Source organism: Reyranella sp. (genome assembly GCF_030651995.1).
In the GTDB taxonomy this organism is placed as follows: domain Bacteria; phylum Pseudomonadota; class Alphaproteobacteria; order Reyranellales; family Reyranellaceae; genus Reyranella.
On the sequence record NZ_JAUSBN010000067.1, the window covers coordinates 104,577 to 122,823 of the forward strand.

General features: G+C 66.7%; 15 protein-coding genes. 8 read left to right on the forward strand and 7 right to left on the reverse strand.

All coding sequences use genetic code 11. The annotated features are described in order from the left end of the window. Positions 1-62: 62 nt before the first annotated feature. Complete coding sequence (locus tag Q7V45_RS20940) at positions 63-1,094, reverse strand: hypothetical protein (protein ID WP_304855686.1); 1,032 nt, start codon at positions 1,092-1,094, stop codon at positions 63-65. Between the two features lie 291 nt (positions 1,095-1,385). Between Q7V45_RS20940 and Q7V45_RS20945 the strand changes: the two genes are divergently transcribed. Next, on the forward strand, positions 1,386-2,378 hold the full coding sequence (locus Q7V45_RS20945; RefSeq protein WP_304855688.1) for an MDR family oxidoreductase: 993 nt from the start codon (positions 1,386-1,388) through the stop codon (positions 2,376-2,378). Positions 2,379-2,485: 107 nt separating this feature from the next. Then, positions 2,486-3,895 carry a phosphatidylserine/phosphatidylglycerophosphate/cardiolipin synthase family protein gene (locus Q7V45_RS20950; protein WP_304855691.1) on the forward strand — a complete coding sequence of 470 codons (1,410 nt, stop codon included), beginning with the start codon at positions 2,486-2,488 and terminating at the stop codon, positions 3,893-3,895. Here Q7V45_RS20950 and Q7V45_RS20955 read toward each other — a convergent pair. Then, complete coding sequence (locus Q7V45_RS20955; RefSeq protein ID WP_304855693.1) at positions 3,886-4,557, reverse strand: endonuclease/exonuclease/phosphatase family protein; 672 nt, start codon at positions 4,555-4,557, stop codon at positions 3,886-3,888. The two genes, Q7V45_RS20950 and Q7V45_RS20955, sit on opposite strands and share 10 nt — an antisense overlap. Continuing rightward, positions 4,554-6,356, reverse strand: coding sequence for a cation:proton antiporter (locus Q7V45_RS20960; RefSeq protein WP_304855696.1), 1,803 nt, complete (start codon positions 6,354-6,356; stop codon positions 4,554-4,556). Before Q7V45_RS20960 ends, Q7V45_RS20955 begins: the two co-directional genes overlap by 4 nt. Before the next feature lie 76 nt (positions 6,357-6,432). On the opposite strand from Q7V45_RS20960, the gene denD reads away from it, so the two are divergent. Continuing rightward, positions 6,433-7,437, forward strand: a complete 1,005-nt coding sequence (gene denD / locus Q7V45_RS20965; RefSeq protein ID WP_304855698.1) for a D-erythronate dehydrogenase — start codon at positions 6,433-6,435, stop codon at positions 7,435-7,437. Between the two features lie 27 nt (positions 7,438-7,464). Here denD and Q7V45_RS20970 read toward each other — a convergent pair whose 3' ends face one another. Next, positions 7,465-8,274: a class I SAM-dependent methyltransferase gene (locus tag Q7V45_RS20970; protein ID WP_304855701.1), complete on the reverse strand. Its 810-nt coding sequence runs from the start codon at positions 8,272-8,274 to the stop codon at positions 7,465-7,467. A 105-nt stretch (positions 8,275-8,379) separates the two neighbouring features. Here Q7V45_RS20970 and Q7V45_RS20975 point away from each other — a divergent pair, with 105 nt between their 5' ends. Both Q7V45_RS20975 and Q7V45_RS20980 read left to right on the forward strand, forming a co-directional pair. After that, the gene (locus Q7V45_RS20975) at positions 8,380-9,729 is read left to right on the forward strand and encodes a hypothetical protein (protein ID WP_304855704.1); all 1,350 of its coding nucleotides are present in this window, start codon (positions 8,380-8,382) and stop codon (positions 9,727-9,729) included. Next, a complete protein-coding gene (locus Q7V45_RS20980) occupies positions 9,717-11,087 on the forward strand; it encodes a hypothetical protein (protein WP_304855705.1) in 1,371 nt (456 codons plus the stop codon). Before Q7V45_RS20975 ends, Q7V45_RS20980 begins: the two co-directional genes overlap by 13 nt. Here the strand turns inward: Q7V45_RS20980 and Q7V45_RS20985 are convergent. Beyond that, on the reverse strand, positions 11,084-12,634 hold the full coding sequence (locus Q7V45_RS20985; protein WP_304855706.1) for an acyl-CoA carboxylase subunit beta: 1,551 nt from the start codon (positions 12,632-12,634) through the stop codon (positions 11,084-11,086). The genes Q7V45_RS20980 and Q7V45_RS20985 overlap by 4 nt on opposite strands. A 106-nt stretch (positions 12,635-12,740) precedes the next feature. On the opposite strand from Q7V45_RS20985, the gene Q7V45_RS20990 reads away from it, so the two are divergent. Next, on the forward strand, positions 12,741-13,277 hold the full coding sequence (locus Q7V45_RS20990) for an AAA family ATPase (RefSeq protein ID WP_370692636.1): 537 nt from the start codon (positions 12,741-12,743) through the stop codon (positions 13,275-13,277). Here Q7V45_RS20990 and Q7V45_RS20995 read toward each other — a convergent pair. Both Q7V45_RS20995 and pxpB read right to left on the reverse strand, forming a co-directional pair. Next, complete coding sequence (locus tag Q7V45_RS20995) at positions 13,232-14,284, reverse strand: biotin-dependent carboxyltransferase family protein (protein ID WP_304855708.1); 1,053 nt, start codon at positions 14,282-14,284, stop codon at positions 13,232-13,234. The genes Q7V45_RS20990 and Q7V45_RS20995 overlap by 46 nt on opposite strands. Next, on the reverse strand, positions 14,281-15,018 hold the full coding sequence (gene pxpB / locus Q7V45_RS21000; RefSeq protein WP_304855711.1) for a 5-oxoprolinase subunit PxpB: 738 nt from the start codon (positions 15,016-15,018) through the stop codon (positions 14,281-14,283). The genes Q7V45_RS20995 and pxpB overlap by 4 nt, the downstream gene beginning before the upstream one ends. 38 nt (positions 15,019-15,056) lie before the next feature. Here pxpB and Q7V45_RS21005 point away from each other — a divergent pair, with 38 nt between their 5' ends. After that, positions 15,057-15,854, forward strand: a complete 798-nt coding sequence (locus tag Q7V45_RS21005; protein WP_304855714.1) for a LamB/YcsF family protein — start codon at positions 15,057-15,059, stop codon at positions 15,852-15,854. Positions 15,855-15,946: 92 nt separating this feature from the next. Further along, a complete protein-coding gene (locus Q7V45_RS21010) occupies positions 15,947-18,244 on the forward strand; it encodes a xanthine dehydrogenase family protein molybdopterin-binding subunit (RefSeq protein WP_304855716.1) in 2,298 nt (765 codons plus the stop codon). Positions 18,245-18,247 lie beyond the last annotated feature (3 nt).

Genomic DNA, 18,247 nt, shown 5'->3' on the forward strand with positions numbered 1-18,247 from the left:
GCTTGGCAAGCATCTCATGGCCACAGCTGAATTGTGGACAATCGCCAGCGTAGACGAGCTTTTCAGCGCGAGGCGCGCTCTCGCTGTCGAACGTCTCCCGGCAGTGCCTGCCTAACTGTTGTGGCGCGATGGCTTGTCCAGGCGAGGAGGCTGCAATCCACGCCCAACTCGGTCAACCGCGCAATTGCCTCGTCACGAATCGCAGGGTCCGGCAGCCTGTCCCGCTCGGCATCCCCCGACGGGCGCATGTGGCTGTCCTGACCGTTGCGGGTGCCGTCGAGCGAGCTGCCAATCTTGCCCTCGATGGCGCGCATGTGTTCCTTCCGCACCAGTCGCACGGCAGCGGGCAGCATCGGCCACTCTCGGCGAGCAGTGCAGAAATGGTCGAGCAGACACGTCGCCGTTTCGACCGGCCGGTCGATCAGGCTTTCGTAGGGGATCATCTTTACCAGGCGGGGATACCGCTCCGCCTGGAGCTGATACGAAATGAACTGGCGGGCATAGGAGACCAGCGCCGCTTCGAACAGGTATTCCCGGAAGGACATGAGGGCGACCGGGCGACCGCGGAACAAATGGTACGCCGGACCCACGTGTGCCTGGCAGTAGCGGAAATAGGAGAAGGCCTGGTCGACCGGATTGCGGTAGACGAGGGCGATCGGCGCTCCCTGTCCCTTGCGTGCCGCCCGATCCATCGCCGCCACCTTGACGGGAGCATAGTTGTAGCTCGCCAGGTCCACGGGCGTATGCCGATAGCTCTTCTCTTCGTGGAAACAGTCATAGCCGGGCACATGGAAGGAAGTCTGTCGCCACCAGTGTCCTGCCGGGATCATGTCGTGGAAACCGGGGCACACCGCATGACCGATGAACATGTGCTCGGCCGGCAGGGTCCCGGCCACTCGAAACAGCGGACCTCCCCTGAACCGACTGAAGTCGAAGGTCGCCCCATCTGGATTGCCGACGACTTCACCGGTCAGGAGATCGTCGAGTCGGCCGCCCTGTTCGAGATGGCATAGGAAGGAGAAAAGATAGCGCAGAAACCAGGTGCCCGAGCGAGGCACCGTCGACAGGATGGGGAGGCGATAGGGTTCGAACATGAAAAGCGGTACGCAGGAGGCGTCCATTATCTCCCCGTAGCCTGATCGACATATTACCTTGTCAGGCCTGAAGCATTCCGGTTCCTCTTTTTTGCATGTCGTGGGTCTGCTTGCAGGCGCCGCGCCCTTTTGGGGTCCGGGAGCAGCGGGCCGATCGGTGCAATGGTCGATTCGGCGGGCCGGGAGTGATCGCCGGACTGGTGGGAGAACAGCGAAACGGGGCTTGCGCCGGGATTGTTTGTGGCTCGGCGGTCTTGCTACAGAGCAGCTTCAATTCGATTGGGAGCTTCCATGACATTCCGTGCGCTTGTCTTGACTCAGGGTGCCGACCGAAAGGTCAGCGGCGCCATCGAAACCCTGGCCGAGGACAGGCTGCCGGCGGGTGACGTCGTCGTGGCGATCGACTATTCGACGCTGAACTACAAGGACGGCCTCGTGCTCACGACCGGCGGTGGATTGGTCAAGACTTGGCCCCATGTCGGCGGCATCGACTTTGCCGGCACGGTCGAGACATCGGAGAACGCCGCGTTCAAGGCGGGCGACAAGGTGGTGTTGAACGGCTATCGCGTCGGAGAACTGCATTGGGGCGGCTACGCGACGAAGGCGCGCGTGAAAGGTGAGTGGCTCGTCAAGCTGCCGGGTTCCCTGTCGACCCGACGCGCGATGGCGATCGGCACGGCGGGCTATACCTCCATGCTCTGCGTGATGGCCCTCGAGAAGCACGGGGTCGATCCCACGAAAGGCGAGATCCTGGTGACGGGGGCTGCGGGCGGGGTCGGTTCGGTCGCCGTCGCGATCCTGGCCAGGCTTGGCTACGCAGTGGTCGCGGCGACCGGGCGGCCTCAGGAAGGCGAATACCTGAAGTCGCTTGGCGCCACGACCATCATGGACCGCAAGGAACTGACCGAAGCGCCAGACCGGCCGCTGCTCGGCGAGCGCTTTGCCGGCGTCGTCGACACCGTGTCCGGCGTGATGTTTGCCCGCGCGCTGGCGCAGGTGAAGTACGGTGGCGCGGCGGCCGTTTGCGGCCTCGCCGCCGGCCCGTCCTTCCCCGGCTCGATCCTGCCCTTCATCCTGCGCGGTGTGTCGGTTTACGGCATCGATTCGGTGATGCTGCCGAAGGCGCCGCGCGAGGAGGCGTGGCGCCGTCTCGGGAGCGACCTGCCGCTCGACAAGCTCGACAGCACCGTGAGCGAGGCGGGCCTGGGCGATCTGATGGCTCTGGCCCCCAAGATCCTCAAGGGCGAGGTTCGCGGTCGAGTGGTTGTCGACGTGAGCAAGTAACGGGCATTCCGGCCGAAGCAGACACTAATCGCATGGTGTTGGGTGGTGCCCGCCGCTAGAACAGTCCCTCGACCAGCCGCGTTGCAAGGGCCGGGGGAACGGGCGAAGTGACTCTCGATGACGATGTAGCGGCGTTGGTTGGAACCGCGGCCGCGGTGGCCCACGTCGCCATTGCGGTGGCCGTCACGGTCCATGTTCTGTTGTACAAGCGCAGCGTCGGCGCCGCGGTTTCATGGATCGGCATCGCCTGGCTGTCGCCCTTCCTCGGGGGGCTGCTCTACGCAATCATGGGGATCAACCGCGTCAAGCGGCGTGCCCAAAGGCTCAGACGACAACATCTGCCGCTCGCCGGGGCCGGCTCCACGGCAGCCGTGACGCGGGATTCGCTGACGCCGCTGGAATACGCGGTCGGGCGGTTGACGGGCCTGCCGTCGAAGCCGGGCAACCTCGTCGAGATGCTGCACAGCGGGGACGAGGCCTACCCGCGCATGCTCGAGGAGATCGCCGGGGCGAAGACGACCGTGGGACTGTGCAGTTACATCTTCCGCGACGATTCGGCAGGCGAGAAATTCCATGGGGCCCTGATCCAGGCCCAGCAGCGTGGTGTGAAGGTACGCGTCCTGATCGACGGCGTCGGCGGCGGCTACTTCTGGTCGGGGACCTACAACCGGCTGCTCAAGGCCGGCGTCCCAGTCGCGCGTTTCCTGCACTCGTATTTCCCCTGGCGCACGCCGCTCGTGAACCTGCGCAATCACCGCAAGCTGCTGGTCATAGACGGTCGTGTGGCCTTCACCGGCGGGCTCAACATCGGAGCGGAAAACGTCATTGCCGGGAATCCGGCCCATCCCGTCCGCGACACGCATTTCCGCATCGAAGGCCCGGTCGTCGAGCAGCTCACCGATGCCTTTGCCGACGATTGGCAGTTCACGACGGGCGAGCAACTCGGCGACGACTGGTTTCCGCGGCTCGAGCCGGTCGGGACGGTGATGGCGCGCGTCGTGCCCTCCGGCCCCGACGAGGACATGGAGCAGATCGAGTTCGTGACGCTGCATGCCATTTCCTGCGCGCGCGAATCGATCCGCGTCGTGACGCCCTATTTCCTGCCGGGCGAGCCGCTCACCATGGCGCTGGGCCTGGCCGCGATGCGCGGCATCACGGTCGACATCCTGCTGCCGGAGAATTCCAATCACGCGATCCTCGACTGGGCGCGGCGCGTGCCGCTGCGGCCGCTGATCGAGGCGGGGTGCCGCGTCTGGATGATGCCGGCGCCGTTCGATCATTCCAAGCTCATGACGATCGACGATTCCTGGTCATTCATCGGCAGCGCCAACTGGGACACGCGCAGCTTCCGCCTGAACTTCGAGCTGAACGTCGAGCTGCACGACGCAGACTTCGCGCGACAGATCGTCGGATCGAAGAAACCGCAGCGCTGCCTGACCCTTGCCGAGATCGATGGCGACCCCCTGCCGATTAGACTGCGCAACAGCGCGGCACGGCTGCTGCAACCCTACCTGTAGAAGCCTCGTGGCCGGGCCCTGGGCATCGGCAGGGGCCCCTCAGCAGCCTGGGGGGTGTCGGCGACACGCAATTCGAGCCTGATCGGCCGGTGGTCGGAGGGGCCGAAATCAAGCGCATCGGCCATGCTGCAGACGAGCCTGTGGGCGAGGCAGCGGTCGAGGCGGACCGGCATGACGTTGGCGGAGAGGTGAGTGGGCTCGCGCGGGCCGACATCGGCGAAGCCGGGCAGGAAGACCGGGCCGACGGCATTGTAGTCGCCGATGATGGCCGATGGTTTGCCCTGCAATGCCGCCGCGATGCGGGTGAGCTGGCGGCGGTTGAGCAGCTGGCCGTGCGAGAGGTGAACGTTGGCGAAGGTGATCTCGCCCATCTGGATGATCTGCGCGCGCCGCCGCGGCAGCCTTCCCGGAAGCCGCGACGCCGGCAGCGACAGGGCCACCGGGCGGGGAAAATGGGTCGGACTCCAGACCGCCAGCCCGTGGATCCGGCCCAACCACGACAGCCGGTAGAAGTGGCCGCCGACGAGGCCCGGCAGCGCCTCCATGTGCTGCGTCGCCTCCTGCATGAGAAGAACATCGGGCTTCTGGATGTCGATCAGTTTCGCCACGTCTTCGACGGCCGCGCCGGTGAGGCGCAGCAGGTTCCAGCTCACGACCTTCACGGCTTGACCACCTTCTCGCGCCTGGCGCGGCGGATCCGCTCGGTCATCGACGCCGTGCCGCCCGCGGCGGCCTGCAGTTCGGCCCTCACCGACTCGCGCCGCTCGTGGATCGAGGCAATGACCTGGCCCATCGGTACCCCGAGGCCCACCAGGGCCGACTCGGCCAGCTGAAGGCTCGCCTCGATCGTCTCCGGCACGGCATCGGTGACGGCCAGCGTGTAAAGATGGCGGGCGTGCTCGGCATCGTGGGCGCGGGCGACGACCATCACGTCCGGCCGTCGGGCTCGCACGGCGCGTACCACATCGTCGACCGCCGCCGTATCGAGTGTGACGATCACGCCCGTCGCTTCGTCGATGCCGCAACGCTGCAGGAACAGCGCGTTGGAGGCGTCGCCGAAATAGACGGGCCGGCCGAGCTTCCGCCAGCGTTCGACACGGACCGCGTCGCGGTCGGCCGCGATGTATGAAATCCCGTGCTTCTCGAGCTGTTCGCAGACGAGCTGGCCCACCCGCCCGTGGCCGACCACGATCACGCGCTTGACGTGATCTGAGGGCGGCAGCTGCGTCGCCGGAGCATCGCCGGTCACCTGCTGGGCCACGCGCCGGGCGGCGCGGCGCGCGAACAGCGACACGAAGGGGAGGGTCGCCATGGTGAGCGACACCACGGCCAGGACGCCCGCAGCGATCCTGGGGTCGACCAGGCCGAACTGCGTGGCAAGTCCGATGCCGATGAAGGCGAATTCGCCGCCGGGCGCCAGAAGCAGGCTCGTCTCGACGCTGGCGGCCCACGGCACGCCGAACAGGCGGCACAGCGGGACGAGCAGGATCGTCTTCAGCACCATCATCGCCACGAACCCGCCGACCACGATGAAGGGTTCGCGCCAGATGAAACTCAGGTCGATGTGCATGCCGACCGAGAAGAAGAAGACGCCCAGCAAAAGCCCTCGGAAGGGATCGATCATCGCCTCGACGGCGCGCCGGTATTCGGTCTCGGCCAGAAGCAGTCCTGCGATGAAGGCCCCGAGCGCCATCGAGAGGCCGGCGTAGGCCGCGATCACGCCCGATCCGACCGCGATCAGCAGGGTCGCCGCCATGAAGAATTCCGGATTGTCGGTGCTGGCGGCCAGCCGGAACAGCGGCTTCAGAATCACCCTGCCGACCAGCGCGATCACCGCGACCGCCACGAGCGCCTCGACCAGTGCGACGATGACGCCCTGAAGGATCGAGCCTTCGGAGTGGCCACCGAGAGCGCTGATCAGGAACAGGAGCGGCACCACGGCCAGATCCTGCGCCAGCAGGATTGCGAAGCTGGTACGGCCGGTGGTCGACATCATGCGGCGCTGGCCGGACAGCAGCTCCATGACGATCGCAGTCGACGACAGAGCCAGGCAGGTGCCGATGATGAGTGCGGCAGCGGCGGGCTGGCCGAACCAGAAAGCCGCCAGGCTGATGGCCAGGGCCGAGAGCACGACCTGCAGGCCGCCCAGTCCGAAGACCAGCCGGCGCATGGTGATCAGGCGGCGCATCGAGAGCTCGAGGCCGATGAAGAAGAGCAGGAAGACGATGCCGAGATCGGCGATGAAGGCGATCTGTCTCTCGCCCGTGACCGTCAGCCAGTCGATGGCGCGGGAATAGTCGGCCAGCCGACCGAGTCCGTGCGGCCCCAGCGCGGCGCCGACCACCAGGAAACCGAGGACCGGGCTGATCCTGAGGCGTTGCACGACGGGAGCCACGACGGCCGCCGTTCCCAGGACGATGAGGGCATCCTTGAACGCATAGATGTCGCTGGGTCCTGCCATGTCGCGCAAACATAGACTGCAGACGGCGTTCTGTGCACACTTTCGTCCGCATACAACGAATTCGGGCGGGAACGACATGAAGGTGGTCATCACCGGCGGCGCGGGCTTCCTGGGCAAGAAGCTCGCACGGCGCCTACTGCGGCAGGGCGAGATCGCGGCGGCTTCCGGCCAGCCGCAGAAAATCAGCGAGCTGCTGCTGTTCGATGTCGCGAAAGCCGAGGGTCCGGGCCTGGACGATCCGCGAATCAGGACCGTGGCGGGCGACATCTCGAATTTCGCGACCGTGCAGTCGATCGTCCAGGGCGCGTCGACCGTGTTCCATTTCGCCGCAGTGGTCAGTGCGGGCGCCGAGGCCGACTTCGACCTGGGCTACCGGGTCAATCTCGACGGCACGCGGAACGTTCTCGAAGCCTGTCGGGCGCTCGGCACCAATCCGCGCGTCGTGTTCACCAGCTCGCTGGCGGCCTTCGGCGGCGATCTCCCTCCGGCAGTGACCGACGACACGCCCCTGACGCCCCAGACCTCCTACGGCGCCCAGAAGTCGATCGGCGAGTTCCTGGTCCGTGACTATACGCGCAAGGGGTTCCTGCGCGGCACCGCGGTCAGGTTGCCGACGATCTGCGTGCGCACCGGCCTGCCCAACAAGGCGGCCTCGACCTGGGCGAGCTCGGTTCTGCGCGAGCCGCTGACGGGTGTCGACGTCGTCTGCCCCGTGACACCTGAGACGGTCATGGTGGTCCTCAGCCCGCGCAAGACGGTGGACGCGTTCATGCGCCTGCACGATCTGCCCCCGGATGCCTTCGGTCCGGGCCGCACGCTCCTGCTGAACGGGATCAATGTGACGGCCCGGGAGCTGGAACAGGCGGTCGGCCGCCACGCCGGCAACCGCAAGGTCGGCAAGGTCGTGTGGCAGCACGATCCGGCGATCCAGAAGATCTGCGACGGCTGGCCCCAGGGCATCGATTCGGCGCGCGCCCGACGCCTCGGCTTCGAAACCGACGAGGATCTCGACGAGGTCGTGCGGCATTTCATAGCCGACGATCTCGATGATCAGATGAAGATCGCGAAACCTGCGGCCTGACAGGGCCGCAGGAAGCCTGCAGCGGCCTTAGCGGCCGCGCAGCATCCGCCAGCCGTTCTGGAGGTGTCGCATCGGCCCCCAGACATGCCGCGTCCGCATCATGTGCCAGCGCTGCGGCTCGTTGTCGGGGCCCGCGACGGCGCCGGCATCCTCGACGAAGTCGGTAATGCCGACGGCATCGGTGTCCCACGGCCCGGTCGTCTTGAAGATCGTCGTCTTCGCCCCGTAGCCCTGCAGCGCCCGCGACATGCCGGACGCCATGAAGTCCATGTAGCGCGGCAGGCTCTCGGGCCGGCAGAGGTAGCCCTTGTTGAAGCCGACGGCGAGAAGGCGGAAATGGAACGGGTTCTTCTCGAGATAGCGGATGACCTCGGTCGTATTGGCCGGATAACGCGGCGAGAAGAAGTCGTCGACCACGACGATGCCCTCGGTGTTGACGATCCGGTTGGCGAACTCCAGCTCCCGATAGACGGCCGTGCCGGTATGCTCGCCATCGATGTGGAACCAGCGAACCGACTGGTGCATCGCCTGCAGGTCGAGCTTGGCCGGCAGGTCGGCCGACGGGCCTGACAGCGGCACGATGTTCGTGGGCTTCGCGCCGACCGATTCGATCGAGCGGTGGACGGCGGCTTCATCCAGCCGGAGGTCGCACAGATAGAGCTTCTCGTTGCCCTTCCGGTAGGACGCCAGGACCGACGCGGACCGGCCCCGCCAGACGCCGATCTCGAACAGGTCGCCGGAAGTCCGGGCCTGCTGGTCGAGCAGGGCACGCCAGACGCAATAGGACTGGAACATGAACCAGCCCGGAATTGCGTCGATTTTCTCCCAACTGAGCATCCGCCACCCTTGTTTGCCGCGTCTTGCTAACAGCGCCCCATCGACGCTGCAAGCCGTGAAGGCTTGCACCTCCGGCACGGGTCCTGTAGGCCCGCTCGCGGGGAAATGCCAACAACTGCAGTCGCATACAGGGCCACGGTCGGCCTGCTCTGGATCCTGGCGCTCTGGTACAGCTGGGAGTGCCGGGGGCTTTTCGTCGATGGATCTGCATTCCTCGTGCAGGTCGCCCGGCGGGAGTTTTTCTTCGACTTCTACGACCCGCGCCTCTACGCGATGATCCTCGGCCAGGCGCCGATCCTTACGGCGGTGTTCCTCGGCGTCACCGATCTCCATTTGATGGCGCAGCTACTGTCGCTGGGCCTCTTCGCCCTCCCGACCGCGCTCTATCATCTCGCGCTGATGCGGGTGAAGGACGATCCCGTCCTGCTGGCCGCGGTCCTCGCGGCGATCGGCGTCGTCTTCATGACGACGTCCTTCTTCATCGTCGGCGAATACAACACCGCCTATGCCATCGGCATCGTGGTGGCCGTACGGCTGGTGACGGCGAAGGAACTGAGCGTGGCCGACGGTGCCTTCCTGGTTGCGGTCGGCCTGCTGGCGGTCCGGACCTACGAGGTGATGATCTACCTGGGACCCCTGCTGGCCGTGATGATCGCCTGGACGGTCTACCGGATCCGGCCGCGACCCGTTGGCGCCACGCTTCTTTACCTGGTCGCGATCCTGCCCTTCCTGGGCGGCATGTGGGTGGCGGCGGATTCGGTGATCCACCCCTTTTCGGAAGACCATCTCAGCCGGACGGCCGCGACGGTGCTCGATGCCTGGCAGAACGTTCAATTCGACCTGGCGATGGGCGCGGCTCTGGTCATCTCCGGGTGGGCGCTGCTGCGTCCGCAGGATCTCGCCGGGCGCAGGCCGTACATCTTCGCCGGCATTTTCCTGATCCTGCTGGCGCTGTCACCGTTGCTGGTGCTGACCGACTCGCTGGTGCGGCCGCATGCCAAGTCGCAGTACACCGCCCGCAGCCTCGCAGGCCTCGTCATCGCCACCATCGTCGTGCTGATGTGGCTCTACACGTCGCCGCTCGGCTCCCGGTTCGCCTCGTTCGTCGCCTTGCGCCGAACCGAGATATCGAGCCGGATTCTCGCATTCGCCTGCCTGGTCGTGCTCGCGGTACTGCCGTCCAACGTCTATCTCACGCTCGAATGGCGCACCTATCTCGATACGGTGCGAACGATCGTGCGCAGCAACAGCGGCGTGATCGCCTTCGAATCCACGCCCCTCTCGCGGCGTCCTCTCGAGACGCTGGTCGAGTCGTGGATTCTGCCCAGCCAGAGCCTGGCTTTGCGCGGCAAACTCGGTGACGGCATCATCGCGCCGCCGCGCGACTTCAACAACTGGCAACCATTCCCGCCAGCCGAACCGTATCCGCTGGGGAACTACATGTGGCGCGACTGACCGTGCCCACGATGTCGCCGGTCGCCGTTGCCCGGACTGTCGCGGTGCTCCTCTGGGCGCTCGCGTTGCACAATACGTTGACCTGTCGTGGCCTGTTCTGGGACGGCTCCTCGTTCCTGGTGAATCTGCTCGACCACGGCCGTTTCCACGATTTCTACGCCGCCCGCGCCCACGTCGATTGGGTGACGCAGGCGCCGGTGCTGCTGCTGGCCGAATGGGGCGTCCGCGACACGAGGATGCTGGCCATGGTCTATTCGGCAGCCTTGTTCGCGCTGCCGACCGCCTTCTATCACTTCGCCCTTGTCCGTGTGCGCCGCGATCCCGTGCTGCTGGCCGCGGTGCTGGCGATCGTTGCCGCGGTCTACCTGCCGACCTCGTTCTTCATCGTCGGCGAATACAACGTGGCCTTTGCCTGCATCACCGCCGCCATGGCGGTAGCGCTCACGACCGACGGTACCGGTCGCAGGGACGCCGCACTTCTGCTGGCCTTCGGTCTGCTCTGCCTGCGCTCCTACGAGGCCACGATCTATCTCGGACCGCTGCTGGCGGCCGCGATCCTGTGGGCGACCCGGCGCAGCGGCGGCGATCCGGCGACGAAACTCCTGTGCTACCTGGCGGCGCTGTCCTTCGTCGGCGCGGCGCTGGTATCGGCCGTGACGATCTTCGACTATTGGGACCATCCGCACTTCATGAAGGTGCGCTCCACCAGTGTCGATTTCTGGCGGAACATACAGTTCGCCATCCCTCTCGCGGGCTTTCTCATCTGCGCCATCGCGGGCTTTCGACGGCCGGCCTGGCTGGAGGGCAGGGGACCGCTGGTGGTGATGGGCGTCATTGCCGTGCTGCTTGCCTTGTCGCCCTGGTGGCGGCTCGTGCACGGGCCGTCGATCCTGTATCCGCCGTCGCACTACGTCGCCCGTCAGGCTGCCGGCATGCTGCTGGCGGCCCTCCTCGTCGGCATGTGGCTGCAGGTGGCGCGCCGCGATCCGCCGCGCATCTTTGCCGTCGTGCGCCAGCCTGCAGTGGCGCGGCGGATGGTGCTGCTGCTGGGAGCGCTGACGGTCGCGGGGGCGGTTCCCGACATCGTGCTCACGCGCCTGTGGAGCGGCTATGTCGAGCGCCTGCGCGTCGTCGTCGACGGCAGCAAAGGCATGGTGCGGGCCGAGACGCTGCCGCTGCATGACTGGCCGAACAAGCTCTTCTTCCAGGACTGGTCCTATCCGGCATTGAGCGCGGTCGTCAGCCGCTCGCCCGGCCAGTCCTATGTCGTGTCCGACCAGGACTATCTCAGCAATCCGCCCTTCGAACCGGCCTGCGGCCTCTTGCCGAAGCTCAAGGGCTACGGCTGGCGCGGCTAGGGACGCATCCACATGCTCGCCGGGCCGCTGCCGCGCACCGGCGCGGCCAGCTCGATGAATTCGCAGAGGATCTTGCGCGTATCGCGCGGATCGATGATCTCCTCGATCCAGAAACTCTCGGCGCTGCGGAACGGCGACCGCAGCTTGTTCAGCCGGTCTTCGATCTCCGCCATCTTGGCCTTGGGATCCTCGGCCCCGTCGATGTCGGCGCGATACGCGGCCTCGATGCCGCCTTCCAGCGGCAGCGATCCCCAGCGGCCTGACGGCCAGGCATAGCGCCAGTTCATCCGCGAACCGTTCTGGTGCGCCGCGCCGGCCACGCCGAAGGCATTGCGGATGATGAAGGTGCACCACGGCACCGTCGTCTGGAACATCGACGACATGGCGCGCACGCCCTGTCGGATGACGCCGCTCTTCTCGGCCTCGAGGCCGATCAGGAAGCCGGGACAGTCGCAGAAATAGACGACCGGCAGGTGGAAGGTCTCGGCCAGGTCGAGGAAGCGCGTCACCTTCTGGCAGGTATCGGCCGTCCAGCCGCCGCCATAGAACATCGGGTCGCTCGCCATCACCGCGACCGGCCAGCCGTCGACGCGCGCGAAGCCGGTCACGACCGAACGGCCGTAGAGCCGCCCCATCTCGAAGAAGCTGCCCTGGTCGACGACCTTCTCGACGATCGGCCGGATGCGATAGACCTTGCGGATGTCGCGCGGGATGGCGTCGAACAGCGACTCCTCGCGTCGCGCCGGATCGTCGGTCACGGGGCCGCGTGGCGGCGCATCGTGGACCGACGAGGGCAGATAGGAGAGGAAGCGGCGCGCCGCGGCAAAGGCCTTGTCCTCGCTGTCGACCGCCTCGTCGATCGCGCCGGCGCGCAGCTGGATTTCCCAGCCGCCCAGTTCCTGCTTGTCGTACTGCTTGGCGCTGAGGCGATTCACCACCGGCGGCCCGGCGACGAACATCGCGGAGACTTCCTTCACCATCACCGAGTAGTGCGTGGCCGCAAGGCGGGCCGCGCCGAGGCCCGCGACCGAGCCGAGGCCGAGGCCCACGGTGGGCACCACGCCCATGTTGCGCACGGTCCATTCCCAGCCGCTCACTCCCGGTACGTTGGCGCGGCCGGTCGTTTCGATCGTCTTCACGGATCCACCACCGCCCGATCCCTCGATCAGGCGCACGACCGGAATTCGGTACTGGTTGGCGTAGCGTTCGACGTAGTTGGACTTCTCCTTGATCGTGGCGTCGGCCGAGCCGCCGCGCACGGTGAAGTCGTCGCCGGTGACGGCGACGTGCCGTCCATCGATCTTGCCGCGGCCCATGACGACGTTCGCCGGCGTGAGATCGGCCAGTTCGTTGCGGCCGTCATATTCCGCCTTGCCGGCGACGCTGCCGATCTCGCGAAACGAACCCTCGTCGAGCAACCGGTCGATGCGCTCGCGGACCGTGAGGCGGCCTCCTTCATGCTGACGCTTGACCTTGTCGGCACCGCCCATGCGCTTCGTCATCTCCTGACGGCGGCGCAGCTCGTCCATTTCCGGTTGCCAGCTCATCTCGACGCATCCCCCGATCGTTTGTCGGCACGTTTCCAGCCCTTGCGGTTCGTACCAACGCAGACCCGGACCGGCTACATTAAAGCGTCTTCGCGGGGAGCTACCGATGGACGAAACGGCTGATCGAGCAGGCGCGACGCTCCACATGATCTGCGGCAAGATCGCCGCCGGAAAATCGACGCTCGCCGCCAGGCTGACAGTGCACCCGGGCACGATTCGGATCAGCGAGGATGCTTGGCTCGCCTGTCTCTACAAGGATGAGCAGAAGACGATCGAGGACTATGTCCGCAACTCCCGCCGCCTGCGCGAGGTGATGGGCGACCATATTGTCACGCTGCTGGAGGCGGGCCTGTCCGTCGTGCTCGATTTTCCAGCGAACACACCGGCCCGTCGTCAGTGGATGCGCAGCCTCTTCGAGCGCGCCGGTGCGGATCACCGGCTCCATTTCCTCGACGTGCCCGACGATGTCTGCAAGGCACGGCTGCGCGCCCGCAACGCCGCCGGTACACACGCCTTCGAGGCCAGCGACGCGGAGTTCGACCTCTTCACCAGCTACTTCGTCCCGCCCTCGCCCGATGAAGGCTTCGAGGTCACGCTCTACGGCGAATCGAAAACGACGCCGTCGATCAGGTTCTCTTCGTAGAGCCGCGCCAGGTCGATACCGCCTGGCGGGCGCGCCACCACGAAGGCGGCGATGGCGCGCTGGAGCCTTGAGTCCTGGTCGCGCCGCAGGGTCTCGGCTTCCTCGACGGTGATGGCGGCGAAGCGGACGGTCTGGCCGGGCAGCAGGCGTCCGAGGCGCGGCAGATCGACCGACGCGACGGTGGCGATCTTGGGATAGCCGCCGACCGTCTGCCGGTCGGCCAGCAGCACGATCGGCAGGCCGGCGCCGGGCACCTGGATGGCGCCGGGCGCGATGCCGTCGGAGATGATGTCGGCGCCGCCGTTGTCGACGCTCTTCGCGTGGGCGATCGTCGGTCCCTCGAAGCGGATGCCCATGCGATCGGCTTCCTTGGACACGCGATACTCGGCCTCCACGAAGGTCCGGCGGCCTTCCTCGCTGAAATAGTCCTCCTGCGGCCCCCAGACCACGCGCAGTGGCCCGCTGCCATAGTCGAACGGCTGCGCGATCCTGCGCTCGTTGCCGGCCGGTACGGCCGCCTTGGCGAGCGGCAGCAGGTCGCCGGCCGCGAGCTTGCGGCCGTCGAAGCCGCCAATGCCGGCCCTGGAATAGGTCGAGAGGCTGCCCATGAAGGCCGGCAAGTCGAAGCCGCCCGCCACGGCGAGATAGGCGGTGCTCGCTCCCTCGATCATGCCGACGCGCAGGACCTGCCCGCGCTTCAGGAGATGGCTGCGGTCGGAGTCCAGGGGCTTGGGCGCGGCGTCCGGTCCGTCGATCAGCGCGGGCGAGAGCGGACCCACCAGCGCGATGCGCACGCTGTCGGCCTCGACCAGCAGGTCGGGTCCCATGACGCCGATCTCGAGCCCGGCGGTATTGGCGGGATTGCCGGCCAGTGCGTTGGCGAGGCTGAGGCCGATCCGGTCCATTGCGCCGGCGGTCGGCATGCCGAGCGCCATGAAGCCGGTACGGCCGAGATCCTGCAGCGTGTCGAACAGGCCCGCGCGGACGACTTTCAAGCCGGCGCTCATTTGCTCTTCACCAGGCTCGCCCAGTCGAACGTGCCGGCCTCGACCTCGCCGGCGATGCGGTCGAAGCGCCGGCGGTCGATGCGTTCGAAGGCGAGCGAATCGCCGGGCGACAGGAAGACCGGCTGCTCACGGCGCTTGTCGAACATCCAGAGTGGCGTGCGGCCGATCAGGTGCCAGCCGCCGGGGCTCTCGAACGGGTAGATCGTGGTCATGTCCATGGCGATGGCGACCGAGGAGCGCGGCACCCGGACGCGCGGCTGGCTGCGGCGGGGCAGGAAGAGCGCCTGGTCGAGCCCCGCCACATAGGCGAGCCCCGGCATGAAGCCCAGCACATAGACCTTGAACGGCGAGGCGAGGTGGGCCGCGATCACCTCTTCCGGCGTCTTCTTCGTGCGCTCCGCGACGTCGGCGAGGTCGGGCGCGAATTCGGGATCGTCGTAGCAGCACGGCACGGTGACCTGGCGGCTCCCGGCGTCGGCCGGCAGACCGCGGGCGATCAGCGCGTCGACCTTGGGCTGGAGGTCGGCACGCGAGGTCGCAAGCGGATCGTAGGTCACCATCAGGGACCGCATGGTGGGGACGGTCTCGATCACGCCGGAAATCTCCCCGGCCCCGCGGGCCAGGCCGATCGCGGCGTGGAGTGCCATGACCCGGCCGTTGATCTCGGGGGAAATCTCGTTGCCGAACTCGACGGTGAAGGCGGTGTCGCCGCAGGAGAGGTATCGAACGCTCACATCTGCTAGGATAGCGCTTCAGATAGAGGGAGTCTCCCATGGCCGCCGCGACCAATGCAGGACACGTCAACATCAACTCGGACCTGGGCGAGAGCTTCGGACCCTGGGTGATGGGCAATGACACCGAAGTCCTGAAGATCGTCGCGTCGGCCAACGTGGCCTGCGGCTTCCACGCCAGCGATCCGGTCGTGATGATGGATACGGTGAAGCTCTGCACCCAGAACGGCGTATCGATCGGTGCCCATCCGGGCTTCGCCGACCTCCAGGGCTTCGGCCGCCGCGTCATCAACCTCTCGGTCAAGGAACTGGAGGCCAACATCGCCTACCAGATCGGGGCGTTGCAGGCGATCGCGGCCCTCCATGGCGCCAAGGTCACCCACATGAAGCCGCACGGCATGATGGCCAACATGTCGGCCGAGAGCCCGGAAATGTCCGAGGCGATCGCCCGCGCGACCAAGGCCGTGGATCGCGACCTGATCTTCCTCGCCCAGGCCAACACCGAGCAGGGCAAGGCCGCGCTCAAGCATGGGTTGCGCGTCGCCGAAGAGGTTTTCGCCGACCGGACCTACACCGACGCCGGCCTGCTGACGCCGCGCAAGGAAGCCAATTCGATGATCAAGGATCCGGCCAAGGCGGTCGAGCATGTCCGGCGCATGGTCGACGAGCAGGCGATCTATTCGACCTCGGGCAAGCGCATCCCCTGCCGGGTCGATTCCATCTGCGTCCACGGCGACGGTCCAACAGCCGTGAGCGTCGCCAAGGCGGTCCGCGAGGGTCTCGAGGCGGCGGGAATCCGCATCGTGCCGCTGCCGGAGATGCCCAGCCTCCGCCACTGAGTTGGGGGTGATCCGTCGCGCTGACTTGTGGGACGCCGCTTCGCCGCTATAGTCCGGCCGATCCGGATGGAAATCTGCGGCGGGAGTGGCGTATGGCGGTGTTTGGCAAGGCTCAGTACATCAAGCGTGTCGAGGACGACCGGCTTCTGACCGGCACGGGCGGCTTCACCGACAACCTCTCGCGCCCGAACCAGGCCCATGTGGTCCTCGTTCGTTCCCCGCATGCCCATGCAAGAATCCTGAAGATCGACACCGAGGCCGCGAAGGGCGCGCCGGGCGTCGTCGCGGTCTACACCTGGGCCGACATGGAAAAGGACGGCGTCGGCAATTTCGCCTTCCCGGCGATGTTCCCGGCTGCCGACGGCAGCAAGCCCGAGATGACGCCCCGCCGGTCGCTGGCGCATCAGGCCGTGCGCTATGTCGGCGAGGCCGTCGTGGCCATCGTGGCCGATACGCGCGAGCAGGCGCAGGACGCCGTCGAGCTGGTCGACATCGAGTACGAGCAGCTGCCGTCGGTCACCGAGATCGAGGATGCGCTGAAGCCCGGCGCCCCGCAGGTCTGGCAGGGCGCGCCCGGCAACATCGCCGGTTACAACAAGTTCGGCGATCATGCCAAGGCCGAGGAGGTCTTCAAGGCCGCGGCCCACGTCGTGTCGCTCGATATCGTGCACCAGCGGCTGATCGTGAACGCCATGGAGCCCCGCGCCGTCATGGCGGAGTGGGAGAACGACCGGCTGATCGTCCATATCGGCAGCCAGAACCCGTCGGTCACGCGCGATACGCTGTGCGACGTCATTCTGAAGATGCCCAAGGACAAGGTGCGCGTCGTCGTGCGCGACATCGGCGGCGGCTTCGGCATGAAGGTCGGCATCCAGCCCGACGAGGCTGTGGCCGTATGGGCCGCCAAGGTGTTGAAGCGCCCGGTGCGCTGGCGCGCCGAGCGCGGCGAGGAGTTCGCCGCGACGACCGCCGGCCGCGACCAGTTCCACAAGGCCTCGATGGCCTTCGACAAGGACGGCCGGATCCTGGCACTGCGCATGGAGGCCTTCGCCAATATCGGGGCCTATCCCTCGCGCGGCGGCGTGGTCATCCCGCTGTTCGTCGGCCCCAAGGTGACGACCGGCACCTACGACGTCCCGCTGATCGATCTCCGGATCACCTGCGTCATCACCAACACCGCCACGATCGGTGCCTATCGCGGGGCCGGTCGTCCGGAATGCATCTTCAACCTCGAACGCATGATGGACACGGCGGCGCGCCAGATCGGCATGGATCCGGCCGAGCTGCGCCGGCGCAACTTCGTGAAGCCCTCGCAGATGCCCTACACCACGGCGATGGGCGAGAAGTACGATTCCGGCGACTTCAACCTCTTCCTCACCAAGACGCTCGAGGCGGCCGACTGGAACGGTTTCGCGGCGCGCAAGGCGGAGGCCGAGAAGCGCGGCAAGCTCTATGGCCGCGGCCTCGCCTCCTATGTCGAATGGACCTCGGCCAACGTCCTGAACGAGATGGCGCACTATGAGGTCAAGGAAGACGGCAAGGTCGTCATCTGGATGGGCACCCAGGGCATGGGCCAGGGGCTGCAGACCAGCTTCACCCAGCTCGCCTCCGAACTGCTCGGCATCGACCCGTCCAAGATCGAGATCGCCATGGGCGATTCCGACCGGGTCGGCGGCGTCGGCTCGATGGGCTCGCGCTCGGCCTATATCGGCGGTTCGGCGGTGCTGAGCGGCAGCGAGAAGCTGGTCGACAAGGGCAAGGAACTGGCCGCCGATGCGCTCGAGGCGGCCACCGCCGACATCGTCTATTCGGCCGGCCGCTTCACCATCACCGGCACCGACCGCGGCATCGGCCTCGGCGAGCTGGCGGCGAAGCAGCCCGACAAGCGCATCTTCATCGAAAACGTGAACACGGTCGACGGCATCGCCTGGCCCAACGGCGCCCATGTCGGCGAGGTCGAGATCGATCCCGACACCGGCATGGTCGAGCTCAAGCGCTACACGACGGTCGACGATGTCGGCAAGCCGCTGCACCGCCCGATCGTGTTCGGCCAGATCCACGGCGGCTGCGCCCAGGGCATCGGCCAGGCGCTGCTGGAGGAGAACGTCTACGATCGCGAAAGCGGCCAGCTCCTGACCGGCTCGTTCATGGATTACGCGATGCCGCGCGCGGAGACCTTCCCGACCTTCAACAACCAGCTCGACGATACGGTGCCGGCCAAGAGCAACCCGATCGGTGCCAAGGGTGTCGGCGAATCCGGCACGGTCGGATCGACGCCCACGGTCATGAACGCGATCATGGATGCGCTGTGGCCGCTCGGTGTGCGCAACATCCAGATGCCGGCGACGCCGCAGCGCGTATGGCAGGCGATCCAGGAAACGAGGAAGTAGCGG